This is a genomic window from Fulvimarina uroteuthidis, from assembly GCF_034321785.1.
Lineage (GTDB): Bacteria > Pseudomonadota > Alphaproteobacteria > Rhizobiales > Rhizobiaceae > Fulvimarina > Fulvimarina uroteuthidis.
Map to the genome: position 1 here is coordinate 835497 of NZ_JAXLPB010000002.1, position 20018 is coordinate 855514.

At 66.1% G+C, this 20018-nt stretch carries 19 protein-coding genes and 1 tRNA gene; 9 read left to right on the top strand and 11 right to left on the bottom strand.

Features of this window, described 5'->3' with window-relative positions; all coding sequences use genetic code 11:
* The first annotated feature begins 236 nt into the window (after window positions 1–236).
* Window positions 237–1265 (top strand): cysteine synthase A, encoded by a 1029-nt coding sequence (gene cysK, locus U0C82_RS08735; RefSeq protein WP_322186683.1) that lies wholly within the window; start codon window positions 237–239, stop codon window positions 1263–1265.
* A 366-nt stretch (window positions 1266–1631) separates the two neighbouring features.
* Complete coding sequence (locus U0C82_RS08740) at window positions 1632–2315, top strand: DUF502 domain-containing protein (protein WP_322186684.1); 684 nt, start codon at window positions 1632–1634, stop codon at window positions 2313–2315.
* A gap of 122 nt (window positions 2316–2437) precedes the next feature.
* On the opposite strand, the gene U0C82_RS08745 is transcribed toward U0C82_RS08740, so the two are convergent.
* Both U0C82_RS08745 and recG read right to left on the bottom strand, forming a co-directional pair.
* Window positions 2438–3382, bottom strand: a complete 945-nt coding sequence (locus U0C82_RS08745) for a glutaminase (RefSeq protein ID WP_322186685.1) — start codon at window positions 3380–3382, stop codon at window positions 2438–2440.
* Window positions 3383–3472: 90 nt separating this feature from the next.
* Window positions 3473–5575 carry an ATP-dependent DNA helicase RecG gene (gene recG / locus U0C82_RS08750; protein WP_322186686.1) on the bottom strand — a complete coding sequence of 701 codons (2103 nt, stop codon included), beginning with the start codon at window positions 5573–5575 and terminating at the stop codon, window positions 3473–3475.
* A gap of 153 nt (window positions 5576–5728) precedes the next feature.
* On the opposite strand from recG, the gene U0C82_RS08755 reads away from it, so the two are divergent.
* Window positions 5729–6640: an aldo/keto reductase gene (locus tag U0C82_RS08755; RefSeq protein ID WP_322186687.1), complete on the top strand. Its 912-nt coding sequence runs from the start codon at window positions 5729–5731 to the stop codon at window positions 6638–6640.
* An 8-nt stretch (window positions 6641–6648) separates the two neighbouring features.
* A complete protein-coding gene (locus U0C82_RS08760; RefSeq protein ID WP_322186688.1) occupies window positions 6649–7347 on the top strand; it encodes a DUF6064 family protein in 699 nt (232 codons plus the stop codon).
* Here the strand turns inward: U0C82_RS08760 and truA are convergent.
* The 8 genes from truA to rpmH form a co-directional block, all read right to left on the bottom strand.
* Window positions 7329–8114 (bottom strand): tRNA pseudouridine(38-40) synthase TruA, encoded by a 786-nt coding sequence (gene truA / locus U0C82_RS08765; protein ID WP_322186689.1) that lies wholly within the window; start codon window positions 8112–8114, stop codon window positions 7329–7331. The two genes, U0C82_RS08760 and truA, sit on opposite strands and share 19 nt — an antisense overlap.
* The gene (gene fmt, locus U0C82_RS08770) at window positions 8114–9073 is read right to left on the bottom strand and encodes a methionyl-tRNA formyltransferase (RefSeq protein WP_322186690.1); all 960 of its coding nucleotides are present in this window, start codon (window positions 9071–9073) and stop codon (window positions 8114–8116) included. The genes truA and fmt overlap by 1 nt, the downstream gene beginning before the upstream one ends.
* Before the next feature lie 224 nt (window positions 9074–9297).
* Window positions 9298–9957 (bottom strand): ribosome biogenesis GTP-binding protein YihA/YsxC, encoded by a 660-nt coding sequence (gene yihA, locus U0C82_RS08775; protein ID WP_322186885.1) that lies wholly within the window; start codon window positions 9955–9957, stop codon window positions 9298–9300.
* Window positions 9958–9974: 17 nt separating this feature from the next.
* Window positions 9975–10628, bottom strand: a complete 654-nt coding sequence (locus U0C82_RS08780) for a CatB-related O-acetyltransferase (RefSeq protein ID WP_322186691.1) — start codon at window positions 10626–10628, stop codon at window positions 9975–9977.
* 18 nt (window positions 10629–10646) lie between these two features.
* Window positions 10647–11081 carry a VOC family protein gene (locus tag U0C82_RS08785; protein WP_322186692.1) on the bottom strand — a complete coding sequence of 145 codons (435 nt, stop codon included), beginning with the start codon at window positions 11079–11081 and terminating at the stop codon, window positions 10647–10649.
* Window positions 11082–11205: 124 nt separating this feature from the next.
* Window positions 11206–13014: a membrane protein insertase YidC gene (yidC, locus tag U0C82_RS08790; RefSeq protein ID WP_322186693.1), complete on the bottom strand. Its 1809-nt coding sequence runs from the start codon at window positions 13012–13014 to the stop codon at window positions 11206–11208.
* A 4-nt stretch (window positions 13015–13018) separates the two neighbouring features.
* A complete protein-coding gene (gene rnpA, locus U0C82_RS08795) occupies window positions 13019–13405 on the bottom strand; it encodes a ribonuclease P protein component (protein WP_322186694.1) in 387 nt (128 codons plus the stop codon).
* A gap of 79 nt (window positions 13406–13484) precedes the next feature.
* Window positions 13485–13619, bottom strand: coding sequence for a 50S ribosomal protein L34 (rpmH, locus tag U0C82_RS08800; RefSeq protein ID WP_322186886.1), 135 nt, complete (start codon window positions 13617–13619; stop codon window positions 13485–13487).
* Window positions 13620–13912: 293 nt separating this feature from the next.
* On the opposite strand from rpmH, the gene U0C82_RS08805 reads away from it, so the two are divergent.
* The 5 genes from U0C82_RS08805 (at window position 13913) to U0C82_RS08825 (ending at window position 18694) form a co-directional block, all read left to right on the top strand.
* On the top strand, window positions 13913–14683 hold the full coding sequence (locus U0C82_RS08805) for a TVP38/TMEM64 family protein (protein ID WP_322186695.1): 771 nt from the start codon (window positions 13913–13915) through the stop codon (window positions 14681–14683).
* 14 nt (window positions 14684–14697) lie between these two features.
* Window positions 14698–16125: a dihydrolipoyl dehydrogenase family protein gene (locus U0C82_RS08810; RefSeq protein WP_322186696.1), complete on the top strand. Its 1428-nt coding sequence runs from the start codon at window positions 14698–14700 to the stop codon at window positions 16123–16125.
* Window positions 16126–16208: 83 nt separating this feature from the next.
* Complete coding sequence (locus U0C82_RS08815; RefSeq protein ID WP_322186697.1) at window positions 16209–17717, top strand: sensor histidine kinase; 1509 nt, start codon at window positions 16209–16211, stop codon at window positions 17715–17717.
* A gap of 325 nt (window positions 17718–18042) precedes the next feature.
* Window positions 18043–18119, top strand: a tRNA-Arg gene (locus U0C82_RS08820).
* 167 nt (window positions 18120–18286) lie between these two features.
* Window positions 18287–18694 (top strand): hypothetical protein, encoded by a 408-nt coding sequence (locus U0C82_RS08825; RefSeq protein WP_322186698.1) that lies wholly within the window; start codon window positions 18287–18289, stop codon window positions 18692–18694.
* Window positions 18695–19161: 467 nt separating this feature from the next.
* Here the strand turns inward: U0C82_RS08825 and U0C82_RS08830 are convergent, their stop codons facing one another.
* Window positions 19162–19887, bottom strand: coding sequence for a phosphatase PAP2 family protein (locus U0C82_RS08830; RefSeq protein ID WP_322186699.1), 726 nt, complete (start codon window positions 19885–19887; stop codon window positions 19162–19164).
* Window positions 19888–20018 lie beyond the last annotated feature (131 nt).

Here is a 20018-nt window from a genome sequence, read left to right on the forward strand (position 1 = left end):
ACGGGGCCAGGTGCCGCCGCGCGAAGGCGTGACCGGGATGGAAATTCTCGAACGATGTCGGGTCAAGTTTTTCCCGGTTGCAACGCGGATTGGTCGGTTCTTTCTCACATTTCAGTCCGATCGACCCTACATTCCCTGTCAGACAGTCCGAAGGGACCATGAGCGGGCGGTCCGTCAGCGCTTGAACGAGGACATCTCGACCGGCCCGAACGGCAAACGACAAGGGAGTGACGACGATGGACGACCAGACGCAGAGCCAGGAAGCCCGCACCCACGGGCGCGGCAAGATCTATGATTCGATCATCGACACGATCGGCAACACGCCGCTGGTCCGGCTGCGGAAGCTTGCGGACGAAAAGGGCGTGAAGGCCAATCTCCTCGCCAAGCTCGAATTCTTCAACCCGATCGCGAGCGTCAAGGACCGGATCGGCGTTGCCATGCTGGAAAAGCTGGAGGCCGACGGAACGATCGAGCCCGGCAAGACGACGCTGGTCGAGCCGACCTCCGGCAACACCGGCATCGCGCTTGCTTTCGCGGCGGCCGCCAAGGGCTACAATCTCATCCTCACCATGCCCGAGACCATGTCGATCGAGCGCCGCAAGATGTTGCGGCTGATGGGGGCGCAACTCGTCCTCACCGAGGGCGCCAAGGGCATGAAGGGCGCGATCGCGCGGGCCGAGGAGCTCGTCGGCGAGATCCCGAACGCCGTCATTCCCCAGCAGTTCGAGAACCCCGCAAATCCGCAGATCCACCGGGTGACCACCGCCGAGGAGATCTGGAACGACACCAAGGGCGAGGTCGATATCTTCGTCGCCGGCATCGGCACCGGCGGCACGATCACCGGCGTCGGGCAGGTGCTGAAGCAGCGCAAGCCCGGCGTGCACGTGGTCGCCGTCGAGCCGGATGCCTCGCCCATCCTGTCGGGCGGCCAGCCGGGACCGCACAAGCTGCAGGGGATCGGCGCAGGCTTCGCGCCGAAGATCCTCGACCGGGACATCTATGACGAAGTCGTCACCGTCTCGAACGAGGAATCCTTCGAGATGGCGCGGCTCGTCGCGCGGCTGGAGGGCGTTCCGGTCGGCATCTCGTCGGGCTCGGCGCTCGCCGCCGCCATCAAGGTCGGCCAGCGGGACGGCATGGAAGGCAAGAACATCGTCGTCATCATACCGTCCTTCGCCGAGCGCTATCTTTCGACGGCGCTGTTCGAGGGTCTGATCGACGAGGACGAGCCGAAAGAGCCCCGCCAGGGTGCACCCTCGATCTGACCGGTCGAGGCTTGAAGCCGAAAGACCTGACGCCGGTCGGGAAAACCGCCGTCGCCGGGCCGGCCGGCGGCGATCTTTCCTACCTTATGCGGCACCGGGCGGCTTCGAGGCCCCGAATGGTTCCATCGACGCCGTTGCCGCGCGTGCCGGCCGGCTGGAGCCTCGGGCGATACTTCAGCGTCGCCCGAGACTGTCGGCTGATCGCTCGGCGCGCCAGATGCTCGCGCATCGGGACCGTCCGCGCACGCTCACGGCGACGGGCGTCTTGCAAAATCCGCAATCCGGCATGATGCTTGCCGCACTGCACATGGCCGATTAGATGGTCGTCATCGCAGCCTGCCACAGGCAGCAACGGGGCATCGGCATATGGCGCGCTTGCGCAACTATTTCCTCACGGGGTTCATCGTCTGCGCACCCTTGGCGATCACGGCGTGGATCACCTGGTCGTTCATGCAATGGACCGATTCCTGGGTGAAGCCCTACATCCCGACCCGTCTCCTGCCCGATTCCTATCTGCCCTTCGCCATTCCGGGCTTCGGCCTCCTCGTCGCCCTCCTGATCATCACGATCATCGGCGCGCTCACGGCGAACTTCATCGGGCGGACCATCTTCGGCTGGGGCGAGAACGTCCTCGGCCGCATGCCGCTGGTGCGCACGGTCTACACGGCCCTGAAGCAGATCTTCGAGACGGTGCTCGCCGATCGTTCCTCCTCGTTCAAGACGGCCGGCCTGATGGAGTACCCGCGCAAGGGTGTCTGGTCGATCGTCCTGATCGCGACGACCGCGAAGGGCGAGATCGCGCGGACATTGTCCGACCAGGGCGAGGAAATGCTCGCCGTCTTCATGCCGCCGACGCCGAACCCGACGTCCGGCTTCCTGATGTTCGTGCCGAAGGAGGATGTCCGCATCCTGAATATGAGCATCGAGGCGGCGTTGAAGCTCGTGGTCTCGGCCGGGCTCGTGACGGCCGAGGACAAGGAGGCGCCGATGACGCAGGCCGAGGCCTCGCGCCTCGTGGAGGGGCGCTCCGCCAGGAACGCGGCCGAATAGGCGCTCGCGGCAAGGGTTTTTCGAGCATCGGGGCGAAGATCGGAATCGATGTTCGGAAGGCCCGATGCGTGACATCGAAGAGAGAGCTGGAACATCATGCGTGTGAACAGAGGCACGATGTTCTAGACCGCGCCCGGCCCGAAGATGGTCCAGCCAAGGCGCGTCGTCAGCATTTCCAGCGCGATGCGCCCCAGATGCGAATTGCCGGTGGTGTCGAGGCCGGGAGACCAGACCGCGACGGACGCCCGCCCCGGCACGATGGCGAGAATGCCGCCGCCGACGCCGCTCTTGGCCGGCAGGCCGACCCGGTAGGCGAACTCGCCCGAGCCGTCGTAATGGCCGCAGGTCAGCATGATGGCGTTGATCCGGCGGGCGCGCTCCTGCGTCACCACCGAATATCCGGTTTCCGGTCTCACCCCGTTATTGGCAAGGAACCGCCCGGCGGTCGCCAATTGCCGGCAGGTCATGGCGATCGCGCAATGGTGGAAATACACGCCGAGAATGTACTCGACCGGATTGTCGAGGACGCCGAACCCCTTCATGAAATTGGCGAGTGCGCGGTTGTTGAACCCGCTCTCGTCCTCCGACGCCGCGACATTGTGATCGATGTAGATCCCGTCGTCATCGGCCAGAAACTGCATGAAGCGCAGGATTTCCCCGATCGCCTCGCGCGGCTGGTGGCCGCTGAGGATGACGTCGGTCACCGCGATCGCGCCGGCATTGATGAAGGGATTGCGCGGAATGCCCTTCTCGCGTTCGAGCTGCACGATCGAGTTGAAGGGCGAGCCGGAGGGCTCGCGGCCCACCCGGTTCCACACCCGGTCGCCGGCGAGCCCGAGCGCGAGGGTCAGCGTGAACACCTTCGAGACGCTCTGGATCGAGAACGGCACGTCGCAATCGCCGCCGCTGGCGACCTGACCGTCCTGAGTCACCACCGTGATCGCGAACTGGTTCGGATCGATCCGTCCGAGTTCGGGAATATAGCTCGCCACGACACCCCGGTCGGACCGGGCCCGCATCTCATCGGCGATCTCGGTGACGACGGCGTCGAGGGTCGACGGGATCATGGGCGATCTCCTGGCTAATGGTCCGTTGGTGATTCTTGCGCACCGCAACATGCGTCGATCCCGGCCGGCGGGCAAGGAAAGCCGGATGCGTTAGCCCGAGCGCAGCAGCCGGATCGCCTCGTCCTTGCCGAACAGGTAGAGCAGCGTGCGCAGGGCCTGGCCGCGGTCCGATGTCAGGGCGGGATCGGTCGCCAGGATCAATCGTGCGTCGTCGCGGGCGACCTCCATCAGGTCGGCATGGTGTTCGAGCCTTGCGAGGCGGAAGAAGGGCATGCCGGATTGCTGGGTGCCGAGGAGATCGCCTTCGCCGCGCAGCTTCAGGTCTTCTTCCGCGATGCGGAAGCCGTCCTCGGTTTCGCGCATGATCTTCAGGCGCGCCGTCGCGGTCTCGCCGAGCGGCGGGCGGTAGAGAAGGACGCAGGCGGAGGGTTTCTCGCCGCGCCCGACGCGGCCCCGCAACTGGTGCAGCTGGGAGAGCCCGAAGCGCTCCGCATGTTCGATGACGATGATCGAGGCGTCCGGCACGTCGACGCCCACCTCGATGACCGTCGTCGCGACGATGATGGCGGTGCGGCCCTCCTTGAAGGCGGCCATGGCCGCATCCTTTTCCTCGCCCTTCATGCGGCCGTGGACAAGGCCGACCCGGTCCCCGAAGAACTGGCGCAGGACGCTCGCGCGCTCCTCCGCCGCGGTCAGGTCGCTCTTCTCCGATTCTTCCACCAGCGGGCACACCCAGTAGACCCGGTCGCCGGCCTCGATCGCCGAGCCGATGCGCTGGACGATGTCCGGCAGGCGTTCCTCGGCAAGCGCCACGGTCGCGATCGGCTTTCGGCCGGCCGGCTTTCCGGCAAGGCGCGAGACGTCCATGTCGCCGAACGCGGCGAGCACCAGCGTGCGCGGAATGGGGGTCGCCGTCATCACGAGAAGATCGGGCCTGTCGCCCTTTTCGGCAAGCTGGAGCCGCTGGTGAACGCCGAACCGGTGCTGCTCGTCGACGATCACCAGGCCGAGATCGCGATAGGCGACACTGTCCTGGAAAAGGGCATGGGTGCCGACGACGACGTTCGTTTCGCCGCTCCCGATCCGTTCGAGCTTCTCGGCGCGCTTGCGGCCGGTGTCGCGGCCGGTCAGGAGGTCGAGCGTGATGCCGGCACGCGCGCACAGCTCGGCGAGGCCCGCCGCATGCTGGCGCGCGAGAATCTCCGTCGGCGCCAGAAGCACGGACTGGACGCCGGCCTCGGCGGCCCGCGCGATCGCCATCAGCGCGACCACGGTCTTGCCCGCGCCGACATCGCCCTGCAGCAGGCGCAGCATGCGCTCGGGGCTTTCCATGTCGGCGAGGATCTCGCCGATCGCGCCCGTCTGGCCCTCCGTCAGCGTGAAGGGCAAGGCTTTCTTCAGGGCGGCGAGCCGCGTTCCGTCGCCGCGCAAGGCTCTGCCGGAGCGGCCTTTCATGGTCTGACGGGCGAGCGCCAGCGCCAGCTGGTTGGCCAGGAACTCGTCATAGGCAAGGCGCCGGGCCGGCGGCGAGGCGGGATCGAGATCGACCGCGTCCGCCGGATCGTGCAGGCGGGCAAGGCTGGCCTTGAGGCTCGGAAACGTCTGGCGTCTGACGACGCTCGGCTCGATCCATTCGGCAACGTCCGGCATCCGTTCGAGCGCCTGGCCGATCGCGCGGCGCAGGACCTTTCCGGACAGTCCCGCCGTCAGCGGATAGATCGGCTCGACGAGGGAGAGGGTTTCGGCCTCGGCAAGCGTCGCCACGAAATCGGGATGCACCATCTGCGCGCGCCCGTTGAACCATTCCACCTTGCCGGAAACGAGCATCGTCTCGCCGATGGGGAAGAGGTTCTCCATCCAGGCGGACTTGGCGCGAAAATAGGTGAGGGCGATCTCGCCCGTATCGTCCTGCGCATAGACGCGGTAGGGGGCGCCCGCCTGCGCGCGGCCGGGCGCCACGTGCCGGTCGATCCGCACGGTGAGGGTGACGATCGAGCTCTGGCCTGCGGACAGAATTTCCTCACGGCGGCGCCGGTCGATGAGGCCGCTCGGCAGATGGAACAGGAGATCGCGCACGCGCAGCGACTGGCCCGGCCGCACGAGCAGCGTCTGCAGGAGGCCGGCGACCTTCGGCCCGACCCCATCGAGGGTGGTGACGGCGGCAAACAGGGGGTCGAGAAGGGAGGGGCGCATGGCGCTGTGGTTTGGCGAGCCGCGCGCCGTTTGGCAAGCCCGATCGCCGCAGGCGGGAACGTTTCGCTGGCGCGCGGTTTCCCCAAGGGAGCGTGAAGCCCTTCGCAAGCGCGGGGCTTCGAACCGGCCGACACCTCAGGAGCGAGCCTTGCCATGACGCCTATCGACCGCCGAACCCTTCTTCACGGTCTCGTGGCCGCCGGCCTCGCCACGGCGCTGCCCGCCTTCGGGCAATCGCCCGAGCCGCTGGCAACACCGGCCGGCGGGCCGTCCCCGGCGCTTCCCGCCGTCGGGCTCGGGAGCTGGATCACCTTCAATGTCGGCAACGACCCCGTCCTTCTCGACGAATGCGCGGCCGTGATGGAGGCGTTCTTTGCCGCCGGCGGGCGGATGATCGACAGTTCGCCCATGTACGGCTCGTCGCAGGGCACGATCGGATACGGCCTGAAGACGCTCGGCAGGACGGACGTGTTTTCCGCCGACAAGGTGTGGACGCCGCTCGGGACCGAGGGGCGCGAGCAGATCGAGACGAGCCGGGCGCTTTGGACGGTGCCGGCCTTCTCGCTTCTTCAGGTGCACAATCTCGTCGCCGTCGAGGAGCACCTGCCCATGCTGTTCGAGATGAAGGCGGCGGGCACGGTCGGCCATGTGGGCATCACCACCTCGCACGGGCGGCGGCACGAGGATGTCGCGAAGCTGATGGAGACCCAGCCCCTCGATTTCGTGCAGTTCACCTACAATCCCGTCGATCGATCCGCGGAGGAAAGGCTGCTGCCGCTGGCCAGGGAGCGCGGGATCACCGCGATCGTCAACCGACCGTTCCGGCAGGGCCAACTGACGCGGCAGCTCGAGGGCGAGCCGCTGCCGGGCTTTGCGTCCGAACTCGGCGCGTCGACCTGGGCGCAGCTCATCCTGAAATTCATCCTGTCCAGCCATGCCGCCACCCTGCCGATCCCGGCCACCACCGTGCCGGCGCATGCGGCCGAGAACGTTGCCGCGGCGGCCGGGCCGATGCCGGATCGCGCCATGCGCGAAGCGATCGCAGCGGCCATCGGCGACATCTGACCGGGCCGATGGAAACTTTCGCCACCTATCAGCTGCAGGATTTCCTGCTGTTCTCCGAGCGCGTCTATCGCCGGCTCTTCGAAGCGCAGAACGCGGCATGGTGGCCCCTGCCACCCGTCCTGGCGGGTCTCGGGCTCGCATTCCTCCTTCTCATCGCCCTGCGGCGGGGCGGTGCATCGAGGCGGATCGCTGGGGCGTCCTTGCTTGCCGTCGCTCTCGTCTGGGGCTTCGTCGCAGTGGATTTCCTCCTCGGCCGCTACGCGCCGATCAGCCCGATCGCGCTGGCCGGCGCCTATGCCTTCATGGCCGAAGCGGTGCTTCTGGCGATCGTTGCGGCTCTCGGCTTACGGGCTCGGGCAACGCTCGTCTCGGGACTGCGCCTGACGCTCGGCATCTTTCTCGCAGGTCTCGGCATCCTGATCTATCCGGCGATCGGCTTCGTGCGAAATGGCGGAGCCGTCTCCGCCGAATGGTTCGGCATGGCGCCCGATCCCACCGCGATCGCGACATTGGGTTTTCTTGTCATTGCGGTGCGCGGCCGCTGGGCGCTGGCGGGGCTCTCGATCGTGCCCTGCCTCTGGCTTTGCCTGTCCGCGCTGACGCTTCGGGTGTTCGGCGACCCGGCCGAATGGGTCCTGTTCGCCGCGGTCGGTCTGGCTCTCGTCGCCCTCGTCCTGCCGGCGCGCCGTCAGGCAGGCGCCGAGTAGGGCGGCAGGGTGCGCTTGGCCCCGCCCGTATAGTCCACCGCCGTCAGGTACAGCCCGTCGGGCGGCGCGACCGGCCCGCACGCCTTGCGGTCGCGCGCCTGAAGCGCGTTCGCGACGTCCCCGACACTCCACTTGCCTTCGCCGACGAGCTTCAGCGTGCCGGCGAAGGAGCGGATCTGGTTGTGCAGAAAGGACTGCGCCATGGCGATGATGTGGATCTCGCCGTCCGGACCCGGTCTCACTTCAAGCGTTTCCAGCGTCCGGATCGGGTTCTTCGCCTGGCAATGGGTGGAACGGAACGTGGTGAAATCGTGCGTGCCGACGAGTGCCTGGGCGGCCGCGTGCATGGCGAGAGGGTCGAGGGGCTTCGAGACCCACCAGACCTGGCCCTTGAGGATCGCCGCCGGCGCGCGCCGGTTCAGGATGCGGTAGAGATACCAGCGCTTGCGCGCCGAGAACCGCGCGTCGAAATCGTCCGGCACCTCTTCGGCGGTCAGGATCACCACCGGATCGTCGCGCATGTGGGCGTTGAGCGCGTCGCGGACCGTCTCGCCGCCATAGGCCTTCGGCAGGTCGATATGGGCCACCTGGCCACTTGCGTGAACGCCGGCATCCGTGCGTCCCGCGCCGAACAGCGTCGGTGCCGTGCCGCAAAGCCGGTGCGCCGCCCGCTCGATCACCGCCTGCACGGAGGGCTCGTCCACCTGGCGCTGCCAGCCGGCATAGGGCCCGCCATCATATTCGATCGTCAGCTTGTAGCGCGGCATCAATCGTGCCCGAGAACCGTGCCTGCCGGAACCGCGACACCGCGCAGCAGGTCAGCCGCCGCCATCGGCTTGCCACCGGCGCGCTGGAGTTCCAGAAGCCTGACGGAGCCGGACCCGCACGCGATCAGGAGTTCGCCGTCGAGCGCGGTGCCGGGCTCGCCGTGCGCGTCCTCGGCCCTTGCGCGCAACACTTTCACCCGCTCGGCCCTGTCGCCGACGGGCAGCATGGTCCAGGCGCCGGGAAAGGGCGAGAACGCGTTGATCTGCCGGGCGACGTCACCGGCGCGGCGGGTGAAGTCGATCCGCGCTTCGCCCTTGTCGATCTTGCGGGCATAGCAGGGGTCGCGGCCGGTTCTGCGCGCGATCGCGTCCTGATCCTCGAAATGCAGGACGCCCGCCTGAAGCTTGGAGAGCGCGTCGACCATCAGGTCGGCGCAAAGGGCGGCCATCCGGTCGTGCAGCTCGCCGGCGGTCTCGGTTTCGCCGATCGCCGTTTCGATGGTGCGCGCCACCGGTCCGGTGTCGAGCCCGGTTTCCATGCGCATCACCATCATGCCGGTTTCCGTGTCGCCCGCCTGGATCGCCCGCTGGATCGGGGCGGCCCCGCGCCAGCGCGGCAGGAGCGAGCCATGGCCGTTGAGACACCCGTATGTCGGCGCCTCGAGGATCTCGTCGGGAAGAAGAAGACCGTAGGCGACGACGACCGCCACATCGAGATTGTGGGCCGCGAACGCCCAGCGATCGGCCTCGTCGCGGAAGTTCAGCGGCGTCTGCACCGGCAGGCCGAGACTTTCGGCCGCCTGATGCACCGGGGAGGGCGTCAGCGTCAGCCCTCGCCGCCCGGCCTTGCGCGGCGGCTGCGAATAGACGCAGGCGATCCGGTGTCCGGCACGGTGGATCGCCCGAAGCGTCGGAACCGCGAAGGCGGGCGTTCCCATGAAGGCAAGTTTCAGTGACATCGGATCGTGTTAGCCGAAGATGGGGAGTGCGAAAACAGGTTTTTCAGGCAAGGGGCATCGGGCGGCTGACAACCCACCGCGCGCTCCGTCATCCTCAAGCGCCGTCCCGAGGATCGAGGGGACACACCGGCGGGCGCCGTCTCGGCGGCCTTGTCGCCGGCATCTCCGGACGCTCGGCACGGGGGGGCATGACGGCGGAACATAGAGCGCGCGCCTCCGGTCCCTCAATATTCCGCCAGGCGGCCCAGCGCCTCCTGGAGATCGTCGAGGCCGGCGCGTTTTTCGGACGAGGTGGCGAGAATGCCGGGGAAGGCGGCGGGGCGCTTGCGGATCTTCTCCTCGGTCGCCTCGATCAGCTTCGGGATGCCGAAGGGCTTGATCTTGTCGATCTTGGTGAGGACGATCTGATAGGACATGGCCGCCTTGTCGAGGAGCTTCAGGACTTCCTCGTCGTTCGCCTTGATGCCGTGGCGGGCGTCGATCAGCACGAAGACCCGCTTCAGGGTCGCACGGCCGCGCAGATAGTCGAAGACGAGTTCGGTCCACTCGTCGACCTTCTCCTTCGGCGCGCGGGCGTAGCCGTAGCCGGGCATGTCGACCAGCGCGAGGGGAGGCAGCGCGGGATTGTCGCCACCGAACCCGTCGGGCACGAAGAAGTTCAGCTCCTGGGTGCGGCCGGGCGTGTTCGACGTGCGCGCAAGGCCCTTCTGGCCCAGAAGCGCGTTGATCAGCGAGGACTTGCCCACGTTCGAGCGGCCCGCGAACGCCACCTCCGGCGGGCCTTCGGACGGCAGGAACTTCATGGCGGGCACGCCGCGCACGAAGACCCAGGGCTGGCCGAAAAGCTTCGGCCCGCTGTTGCGCGCTGGAACGGATGGGGGCATTTCGGCCGGCTGATCGGTCATGAATTCTCCGAAACGGCTTTCAACGCGGCGAGATCTGCGCCGCGAATGGCATTCAGATTGCGCGTGATCGTGTCCGTCGGCCAGTCCCACCATGCGATGTCGCGCAGCGCGGCGACGGTGGTTTCGTCGAAGCGCGCGCGGATCGTCCTGGCGGGATTGCCACCGACGATCTCGTAGGCAAGAACGGGCCGCGTGACAACCGAGTATGCGGCAATGATCGCGCCATCGCCCACGCTCACGCCCGGCATGACGACGCTGTTCTCGCCGATCCACACATCGTTGCCGATGATGGTGTCGCCCTTCAGCCCCGCCTCGATCGTCGACGGATCGAAACCATCCTCCCAGCCTTTTCCGAAAATGTTGAACGGATAGGTCGAAAATCCGGTCATGGCATGGTTCGCGCCGTTCATCACGAAGCGGACGCCGGAGCCGATCGCGCAGAATTTTCCGATCACCAGCCGGTCGCCGAGAAACGGATAGAGATGGCCGACGCAGTGCTCGACGAAGCGTTCGGGTCCGCGCGGATCGTCGTAATAGGTGAAAGCGCCGACCTGGATCTGCGGATGGTCCACCAGCGGCTTCAGGAATCCGACGCGGGGATGGTCCGGCATCGGATGTGGACGATCGGGATCGGGTCCGCGCTTCGACATGAGGAGACCTCCGGTCCGTCAGAAAGGCTCGGGAATCACGAGGCCGCCATCGGGATCGAGCGACCAGAACGGATTGTGCGCGACCTCCCAGACATGGCCGTCCGGATCGGCATAATAGCCCGAATATCCGCCCCAGAACACCTTTTCGGGCCGTTTCAGCGCGCTCGCGCCGGCTGCGAGCGCCTCGTCGTAGGCCGCATCCACCCCGGCCGTGGTCTCAAAGTTCTGGGCGAGGGTTACCGCGCCGGTGCCGAGCCTCGCGCCCGGCCTGCCCTGGTCGGCCGCCAGAGCGTCGAGGCCGAAGAGGGCGAGCGCCATGCCACTCATGCGATAGAAGGAGACGCCTTCCGCCTCGCCCGCGACCGGCGCCCATCCGAGGGCGCCGTAGAAGGCCCGGCTGCGCGCCAGATCCTCGACGCCGAGGGTGATGAGCGTCACGCGTTGGGGTGTCATGGCCTTCGTCCCTTTGCCGTCGTGCGGGAACGTCCGTGCCGCCGCCCGATGGAACGAGCCTAGCACGAAAAAGGGCGAACCGTTTCCGGTCCGCCCTCCCGATCGTTCGGCAGGCCTTCGCCGCTCAGGACGAGGTCTTCGGTTTTCGCTTGAACATGCCCCGGATGTTGTCGATCAGCTCGATCTTCGTCCCGTTCCGCTTCATGATCACGCTCTGCTGGATGATCGACAGGAAGTTGTTCCACGTCCAGTAGATGACGAGACCGGCAGGGAACGCGGCCAGCATGAAGGTGAAGACGATCGGCATCCAGGTGAAGATCATCGCCTGGGTCGGGTCCGGCGGCGTCGGGTTGAGGCGCATCTGGATGAACATCGTGATGCCCATCAGGATCGGCCAGACACCGACCATGAGAATGTCGGGAAGGGCCACGGGGATAAGCCCGAAAAGGTTGAACAGGCTCGTCGGATCGGGCGCTGCCAGATCCTGGATCCAGCCGTAGAAGGGGGCGTGCCGCATCTCGATGGTGACGTAGAGAACCTTGTAGAGCGCGAAGAACACCGGAATCTGGATCAGGATCGGCCAGCAGCCCGCGGCCGGATTGATCTTCTCCTCGCGGTAGAGCTTCATCATCTCCTGCTGCTGCTTCTGCCGGTCGTCCTTGTAGCGCTCGCGCAGCTCCATGACCTTGGGCTGGACGTTCTTCATCCGCGCCATCGACTTGTACGACTTGTTGGCGAGCGGGAAGAAGAAGAGCTTCAAGATGACGGTCAGGATCAGGATGGCGATGCCGAAATTGCCGACCAGCTTGAAGATGAAGTCGAGCGCGGTGAACATCGGCCGGGTGATGAAGTAGAACCAGCCCCAGTCGATGAGCTGGCCGAACTGGCGGATGTTCAGCTGCTCCTCATAGGCGTTGATCTTGTCGACTTCCTTCGCGCCGGCGAACGCGCGGTTCACCACCGTGGTGGACGCGCCCGGCGCGACGCTGACCGGATCCGACACGAACTCGGTCTGGTAGTGCGGCCGGCCATCGGTGCGATAGAGGAATTGCGAGCTGAAGTCGCGCTGACCTTCGGGGATCAGCGTCGTCGCCCAGTACTTGTCGGTGATGCCGAGCCAGCCGCCGCCGGAGGATTTCGGCTGGGGCAGGCGACCGTCGTCCTCGATCGATCCGTAGGAGACCTCGTCGAGCCCTTCCTCGCCGAAGACGCCGAGCAGACCCTCGAAGAGGACGTAGGCGGCGGCGACCTCCGGCTTGGAATAGCGCGCGATGCGGCCATAGGGCGAGACTTCGACGGCGGTGTCGCCATCGTTCACGATCGTATCCTCGATCGTGAACATGAAATTGTCGTCGACCGAGATCCGGCGCGTGACGGAAAGCCCGTTTCCGGTCTCGGCGGTCAGCGTCACCGGCGTCCCGGGCGAAAGGGTCGCGCCGGGCTCGGCCTGCCATTGCGTGGTCGCGCCGACAAGTTGTCCGGCGCCGGGGCGGATCAGGCCGTATTCGGCGAAATAGCCGTTCGGCAATTGTTCGGGCGACAGGAGCACGATCGTCGGAGAGCTGTCGTCGACGGTCTCGTGATAATGTTTGAGGCGCAGATCGTCGAGCCGGGCGCCCGTCAGATTGATGGAGCCGACGAGTTCCGGCGTATCGATGGGAATGCGGTTGCCGCTCGCGATCACCGCGTCGCGATCCTCGGCCAGCGGCAGTTGCGGGCTCGGCACGATGCTCTCGCGGCCGGAGGGCGCGGTCAGGCTTTCCTGCTCGGTGCCCGCCGGCGTCTGCGGCGTCTGCAGCGAACCGTCGTTCTGGGCGATTTCGGCCTGCCGCTGCTGGTCTTCCATCCGCGGGGTGATGACCAGAAATTGCCAACCCACCAGAACCATGATGGACAAAGCCATCGCGATCAGGAAGTTGCGGTTCATTTCCATCGAGCTAAACCTCTGGCGTGTTGGCGCTTTTGAGACGTTTCGTCGGCGTCTGGCCGGCGGCGGGATCGAACCGGCCGAACCGGCGCGACAATTCCCGCTGCAGGTCCGCGAAGTCGACCTCGAGAACGTCGCGCCGGGCGACGATCACGTAATCGACGCCATCGCGCATGAAGCCGGAAGCGGCTGTCCGGATCGCCTCGCGCAAGCGGCGCCTGATCCGGTTCCTGACGACGGCGTTGCCGATTTTCTTGGTCACCGTCAGCCCGACACGCGGCGGCGATTGGTCGCCGCGAACATGGGTCTCGACAAAGAAATAAGGGCCGTTCAAGCGACGGCCCCGGCGCGCGGCAAGAAATTCGCTTCGCTTCGTCAGCCGGCCGTTCGTTGGCATCCTGTCCCTCGCTTCACGGTGAAAGCTTTCGATGAGAGACGAAAGACCCCGATCGGTTCGGGTGCGAGGCGTTCCGCCGTCAGGCCGAGAGGCGCTTGCGGCCCTTCGCGCGACGCGCGGCGATGACCTTGCGGCCGCCAACGGTCGACATGCGGGCGCGGAATCCGTGACGACGGGCGCGAACGAGTTTGGATGGCTGGTATGTGCGCTTCATTGATTTTTCCCGCACAGATGAAACATGCGGGCCTTCCGTGTCGAACAATCGTTTGAACTGGTGCGGATGAGGTGTACGCGGCGCGCGAGCGAGCAACGCGCGTGACACCGTCCGCTCGTGGCGCGCTTATAAGAGCGTTCGGGGCAGAAAGTCAACGAACCGGAGAGGCGTTCGGATGGGCTTCGCGCGAAGGGCGATACGCCGCGGCGGTTCGCGTCCGGCCCCCGAACCTTCGACGAAACCGCCGTCCTGTGCGGGGACGCCGGACGAACTCTAGAGGGAACAGCATACCGATGTCGATCCATGAACCAACGGGTGACGGGAAGGAGAGGGCGTCCTGGCTGCGCCGGCTCTGGCCCGTCGCGCTGATCCTCGCCGTCTTCACGCTCGCCTATGCGCTGGACCTTCAGCGTTACGTGTCGCTGCAGGCCTTTCTCGACAGCCGCGAGGCGCTGCGGTCCTTCGTGGCCGGGAACTTCGCCGCCGCCGTCCTGCTCTATGTCCTTGCCTATGCGCTTCTCGTCGCGATCGCCTTTCCGGCAGCCTCGATCATCACCATCGCATCGGGATTCGTGTTCGGCTGGCTCGTCGGCGGCATCCTCACCGTCATCGCCGCCACCATCGGCGCGGCGGCGATCTTCCTGGCGGCCCGGCATGCGTTCGGAGACGTCCTGCGCCGGAAGGCGGGCGGCGCGATCAAGCGCTTTGCCGAAGGCTTCCAGAACGATGCGTTCGCCTATCTCTTCGTCCTGCGGCTGACGCCCGTCCTGCCGTTCTTCGCCGTCAACATCGCGCCGGCCTTCGTGCGCATCCGGCTGCGGACCTATGTGCTGGCGACGTTCTTCGGGATCATGCCGGGAAGTTTCGTCTACACCTTCCTGGGCAGTGGCATCGATCAGGCGGTCGCGAACGTTTCCCATGCGGGGCCGGTGACGGTGGGCGATCTGGTGACGACCGAAATGACGATCGCCCTGTTCGGGCTTTGCGCGCTGGCCATTCTCGGCCTCGTCTTGAAAAAGACGTTTCTGAAGGGCCGTGGCGCCCTCGACAACGAAGCTCGATAGAAGGTGCCTGCCTCATGGCTGACGATACGACCAATCCCGACATCTGCGTCATCGGTGCCGGCTCGGGCGGCCTCACGGTCGCGGCGGCATCCGCCGCCTTCGGGGTTCCCGTCACCTTGATCGAGCGCGACAGGATGGGCGGCGACTGCCTGAACTATGGCTGCGTCCCCTCCAAGGCGCTGATCGCGGCGGGCAAGACCGCCGAAATGTTTCGAAGGGCCGACCGGTTCGGAGTGAGGAGCACCCAGCCGCAGATCGATTTCGCCGCCGTCCATGCCCATGTGCACGGCGTCATCGGAAAAATCGCGCCGAACGATTCGGTCGAGCGCTTCGAGGGGCTCGGCGTCGACGTCATCAAGGGCGACGCGCGGTTCGTCGATCCCGACACGGTCGCGGTGAACGGAAAGCGCATCAAAGCGCGGCGCTTTGTGGTCGCGACCGGATCGCGCCCCTTCGTTCCGCCGATCGAGGGCCTGAAGGATACGCCCCATCTCACCAACGAGACCCTGTTCGACCTGACCCGGTGCCCGGAGCATCTCCTCATCATCGGCGGCGGGCCGATCGGCATGGAGATGGCTCAGGCCCATCGCCGGCTCGGCGCCAGGGTTACCGTCGTCGAAGGCGCGACGCCGCTCGGCAAGGACGATCCGGACCTGACCGCCGTCGTCCTGAAGCGCCTCGAAGCCGAGGGCGTCGTGATCGAGGCGAACGCGAAGGTCGTGGCGGTTTCGGGCATCGAAGGTGCGATCACGCTGCGCGTCGAACGCGATGGCCGGCGCTTCGAGGTTCGCGGCAGCCATCTTCTGGTCGCGGTCGGGCGGCAGGCGAACGTCGACGATCTGGGGCTCGAGGCTGCCGGCATCGCCTACGATCGGTCGGGCATCACGGTCGGCAGGGATCTGCGCACGTCGAACAGGCGGGTCTATGCGGTCGGCGACGTCGCGGGCGGTCCGCAGTTCACCCATGTGGCGGGCTATCATGGCGGGCTGGTGTTGCGGCCGCTCCTGTTCCGCCTTCCGATCAGGACGAAGCACGACGAAATGCCGCACGTGACCTACACCGACCCCGAGCTCGGCCAGGTCGGCCCGACCGAAGCGGAGGCCCGGGCCGCCGGGCACGATGTCGCGACGGTCAGCTGGTCCTACGAGGACAACGACCGGGCGCAGGCCGAGCACGAGACCGAAGGCCTCGTCAAGTTCGTCGTCGGAAAGCGCGGCCGGATCGTCGGGGCGGGCGTTGCCGGGGCGAAAGCCGGGGAGATGACCAATCTTCTGGCGCTCGCCGTCTCGCAAGGCATGAAACTGTCGGACCTGCAGGGGTTCGTCTCGCCCTATCCGACCCTGTCGGAGATCGCGAAGCGGGCGGCCACCTCCTATTATGCCTCATATACGAGCAAACCGGTGGTGCGCAGCGCCATCGCTTTTCTGCGACGTTTCGGTTAAACCTCGACCCGTCTTGGGGAAGACGAAAGGGGCGGGCCGCGCGTGCGAGACGCCCCTCCGGTCCGTCTGGGGGAACGGGGAGCGTGTTGGGCGATCCTGATATCAGCAAGAGCGCGGAGCTCGTGCGTCCGGCGCCGGCCAGGGGCGGATATTTCTCCCGATCCCTGTCGGCCAAGCTTCTCGTCCTGACCGTTCTGGCGGTGCTGGTGGCCGAAGCCCTGATCTTCCTGCCGCTTCTGGCGAACTTTCGCGAAGGCTGGCTGCGAGAGAAGCTGGAGACGGCCGCGATCGCGGGCCTGGCGACAGTGGAAACCGTGTTGCCGGACACCGGCTCGACGGGCGCGATGCCGCAGAGCCAGCAGAAGGCGCTCCTCGACGCGCTCGGCGTTCAACTCGTCGCCATCGGCGATGCCGAGCGAAACCGGCTGATCGCGCGATATGTGTCGATCGCCCCCATCGACCGGACCATCATGCTCGACGAGACCACCGCGCTCGCCAGCATGAAGGATTCGTTCGGCGCCTTGCTGTTCGGCGGATCGCGGGCCTTGCGCATTCTGGGAAGCACGGGAGACGGAGCGTTTCGCACGGAGATCGTCCTTCTCGATTCGCAATTGCGCGAATCGCTCCTTTCCTATGCCCGCCGGTTCTTCCTTCTGTCGCTCGTCATCGCGGTGGTGACCGGACTTCTCCTGTGGGCGGCCATCAACCGGCTGATGGTCACGCCGATCCGACGCATGACGGAGGCCATGATCCGCTTCGGCGACCAGCCGACCGACCCGGCGCGCATTCTGGTTCCCGAGGAACGGGCGGACGAGCTCGGCATCGCCGAGCGGGAGCTTTCGGCCATGCAGGCCAAGCTTTCCGAGGTCATGAAGGAGCAGCAGCGGCTGGCCAATCTCGGGCTCGCGGTTTCGAAGATCAATCACGACATGCGCAACATCCTGGCGTCCTCGCAGATGATTTCCGATCGTCTGGCGACCTTGCCCGACCCCAAGGTGCAGCGCATGGCGCCGATGCTGATCAAGAGCCTCGACCGGGCGCTGCACTACACGCAAGCGGTTCTCGCCTACGGCCGGGCCGCCGAGAGAGTGCCCGAGCGCAGGCGCGTGGATCTGCGCGCGATCGTCGTCGACGTCTGCGATCTCCTGGCGCTTGGGGTCCAGGACACCGGCATAGAGTTCGTCAACGCGGTGCCGGAGCATTTCGAGGTGACGGTCGATCCCGAGCAGATCCACCGCCTGCTCACCAATCTTTGCCGCAACGCCGTCCAGGCCATGATGTCCGACGATATGGGCGGCGTCGGCGTCGTGCGCAGGCTGACGGTCGGTGCCCGCCATCTCGATGCCCTGCGCACGCAGATCTATGTGGAGGATACCGGCCCGGGCCTGCCGAAGAAGGCGCGGGACAATCTCTTCCAGGCGTTTCGCGGTTCGGCGCGCTCGGGCGGGACCGGGCTCGGCCTTGCCATCGCGATGGAGATCGCCCAGGCCCATGGCGGCGACCTGCGCCTTGCCGCGACGGGTTCGACCGGAGCCCGGTTCGAGGTCGAAGTGCCGCGAAACGTCAGGCCGGGCGACGAAGCGACGCCCTGACGAGGCGCCCCTGTGCTTTGGACGGGACGCCCATGATCGGGCCGCGGCGCCGGAGCCGGCCGGAAAGGGTGATGGCCGGGCACTTCGTCGGGGCGGCGCGAGCGGCGCGGAACCGCGACGGCACGGGGGGCCGAGCCCATCGCCTTGCCGCGCATCCTCGGCGCAAGCCCTTGCGCCGCCCGCTTAGGAAGGGCGCGCCCGCTCGGCGGAACCGGCCGGCAGACCGGCCGCGCCCTCGTCCGCCCATCCCCGAAATCGGCCCTTGCAATCGCCGATCAGACGGTCTACCTAGCCGCCAGCGAAGCCGACACGCTTCGCCCGGTACGCGCCCGTAGCTCAGCTGGATAGAGCACCAGACTACGAATCTGGGGGTCAGGAGTTCGAATCTCTTCGGGCGCACCATTATTTTTCAGACACTTTGCATGTTATAAACGGCTTTCCCGGGTGGCCGGTCAGTCGGACTGCCGGTACGGGTAAGAGGCGCTCTCGCTTTTCACTCCGTGACTCATGCCTCGTCCGATCGGGGTTTCACATGAGCGCTGACACGGCGTTTCGATGGATCGACGGACATGGCTCGACGCAATTCCTCTCTCGGCTTGTTCGGCGTCTTCGGACGGTCCGAGGACTTGCGGCAGCTGGATAGCGCGATGCGCTCGGTCGACCTCCACCCGAATACGGTTCCCGAGGCGGTGAAGCTGACGGTGGTCAATCTCCTGAAGGATCACGCCATCGGCGACGAGCCCGCGCCGCAGGCATATCGATCGGCGGCAGAGCTTCTTGGCTACTGCATGATCGGTGCCGACGGGTTCGCCGGGGCCAATGATGCCTCGCTCTCCCATCAGGTGGAGAACCGGATCGAACAAGCCTTGACCCACGGCGACACCCTCGATGCCCAACTCGTTCTGGTCACCATCGCCGCGAAAGTGATCCAGCCCAGCGTGGTCGAGCGTTTCGATCTCACGCGTGAAGCGGACTGAACAGTTCTCGACGTCGGGACAATCGGCCCCCGTCCTTCTGGGCGATGGGCCCGGACAGGGCTCGAGACCAGCCGTCCGCATCCGAACGCGAAACCAGCGGAACGCGTGATCCAGCTTCTGTCCCTTCGAAGACGTCTTGAAACGACAGCGCGTTTGTCGGAAGCGAACCCAACCCGAGCGTCACCCGGTGACGGAAACGTCCGATCCCGATCCCGATCCCGATCCCGATCCTGATCCCGATCCCAATCCCGTGAATGGCCTCGCATCCTGCGTCTCGTGCTACACGGCGCCCGGCAGTTCCGTCGCCGGCGCGACCGCCTGGATGCCCCAGTGCAGAACGCCCGCAGCCGGCTGACCCGGTCGATCGACCGGGCAGCGTGCGACGTCGATGCGTCCACGCACCATCCGGCATCACCCCTTGCGAACGTCGCAAACGCAAAAGTTCGCTCGGACCCTTCGCCGCTTTGCTAGACAGGCTTCCCGCCGGCGCGAAACGGATAGGCCGTGTGCGGAATAAGCCGATCGAGGATGGCAAACACCAGCCCACAGATAAGCCAGGCGAGGATAACATCCGAAAGGAAATGGCCGCCGAAGGCGATCCGGTTGAGCGACAACAATCCGGCATAGACAAGAGCCATTGCCGTTGCAGCCAGCCTTACGGGCTGGGGCGTCACGAGGGCCGCAGCGACGAGCCACGCCGACGAGGAAGCCTCTCCGCTGACGAACGAACAGTTTCGATCGCACCAATCGCTGATGACCCAGACCATCTGGTGAACTGCGTCCCCTCCGAAGACGTCGACCTGCCTTGGTCGGGGTCGGCCCCAATGCTCCTTCAAAAGGCCGTTCACGATGAGGCCCGGACCAAGGACCAATCCAGACAGCAGCCAAATCGGCGTCCGCACTCTGGTCCAGGTCAAGGCGCCGTTGATGGCATCCCGGAAAATGCGGGCCAGGATAACAACAATGATTCCGGCCAGAATCCAGGGAGAACTGTTCCGGAGCCATTGCAGGCTTGAATTGTCGGACAGGCTGAAGCCGTCGCTCGAGCTGAAAAACCAGCGACTGACTACCAAATCGACATCCGGAAAGACCCAGAAGAAGGCACTGACAGCCAAAATGCCGATTGAGAACGCGACAATCAGACGGTCCGGTTTCGCGACGGATGAAACGGTGTTGGATAGGGGTTTGCTCATAGCCCCGGCGGATGCGCGGGGTAACTTGCAGAAAACTTGCAGATTTTGCCCCTACGGAGCACTGCTGCCGGCCTGCTCAGGGGCCGCTTCTTTGGCTTCCCAAGGCCGGATCCGGTGCAAGTCGACCGTCG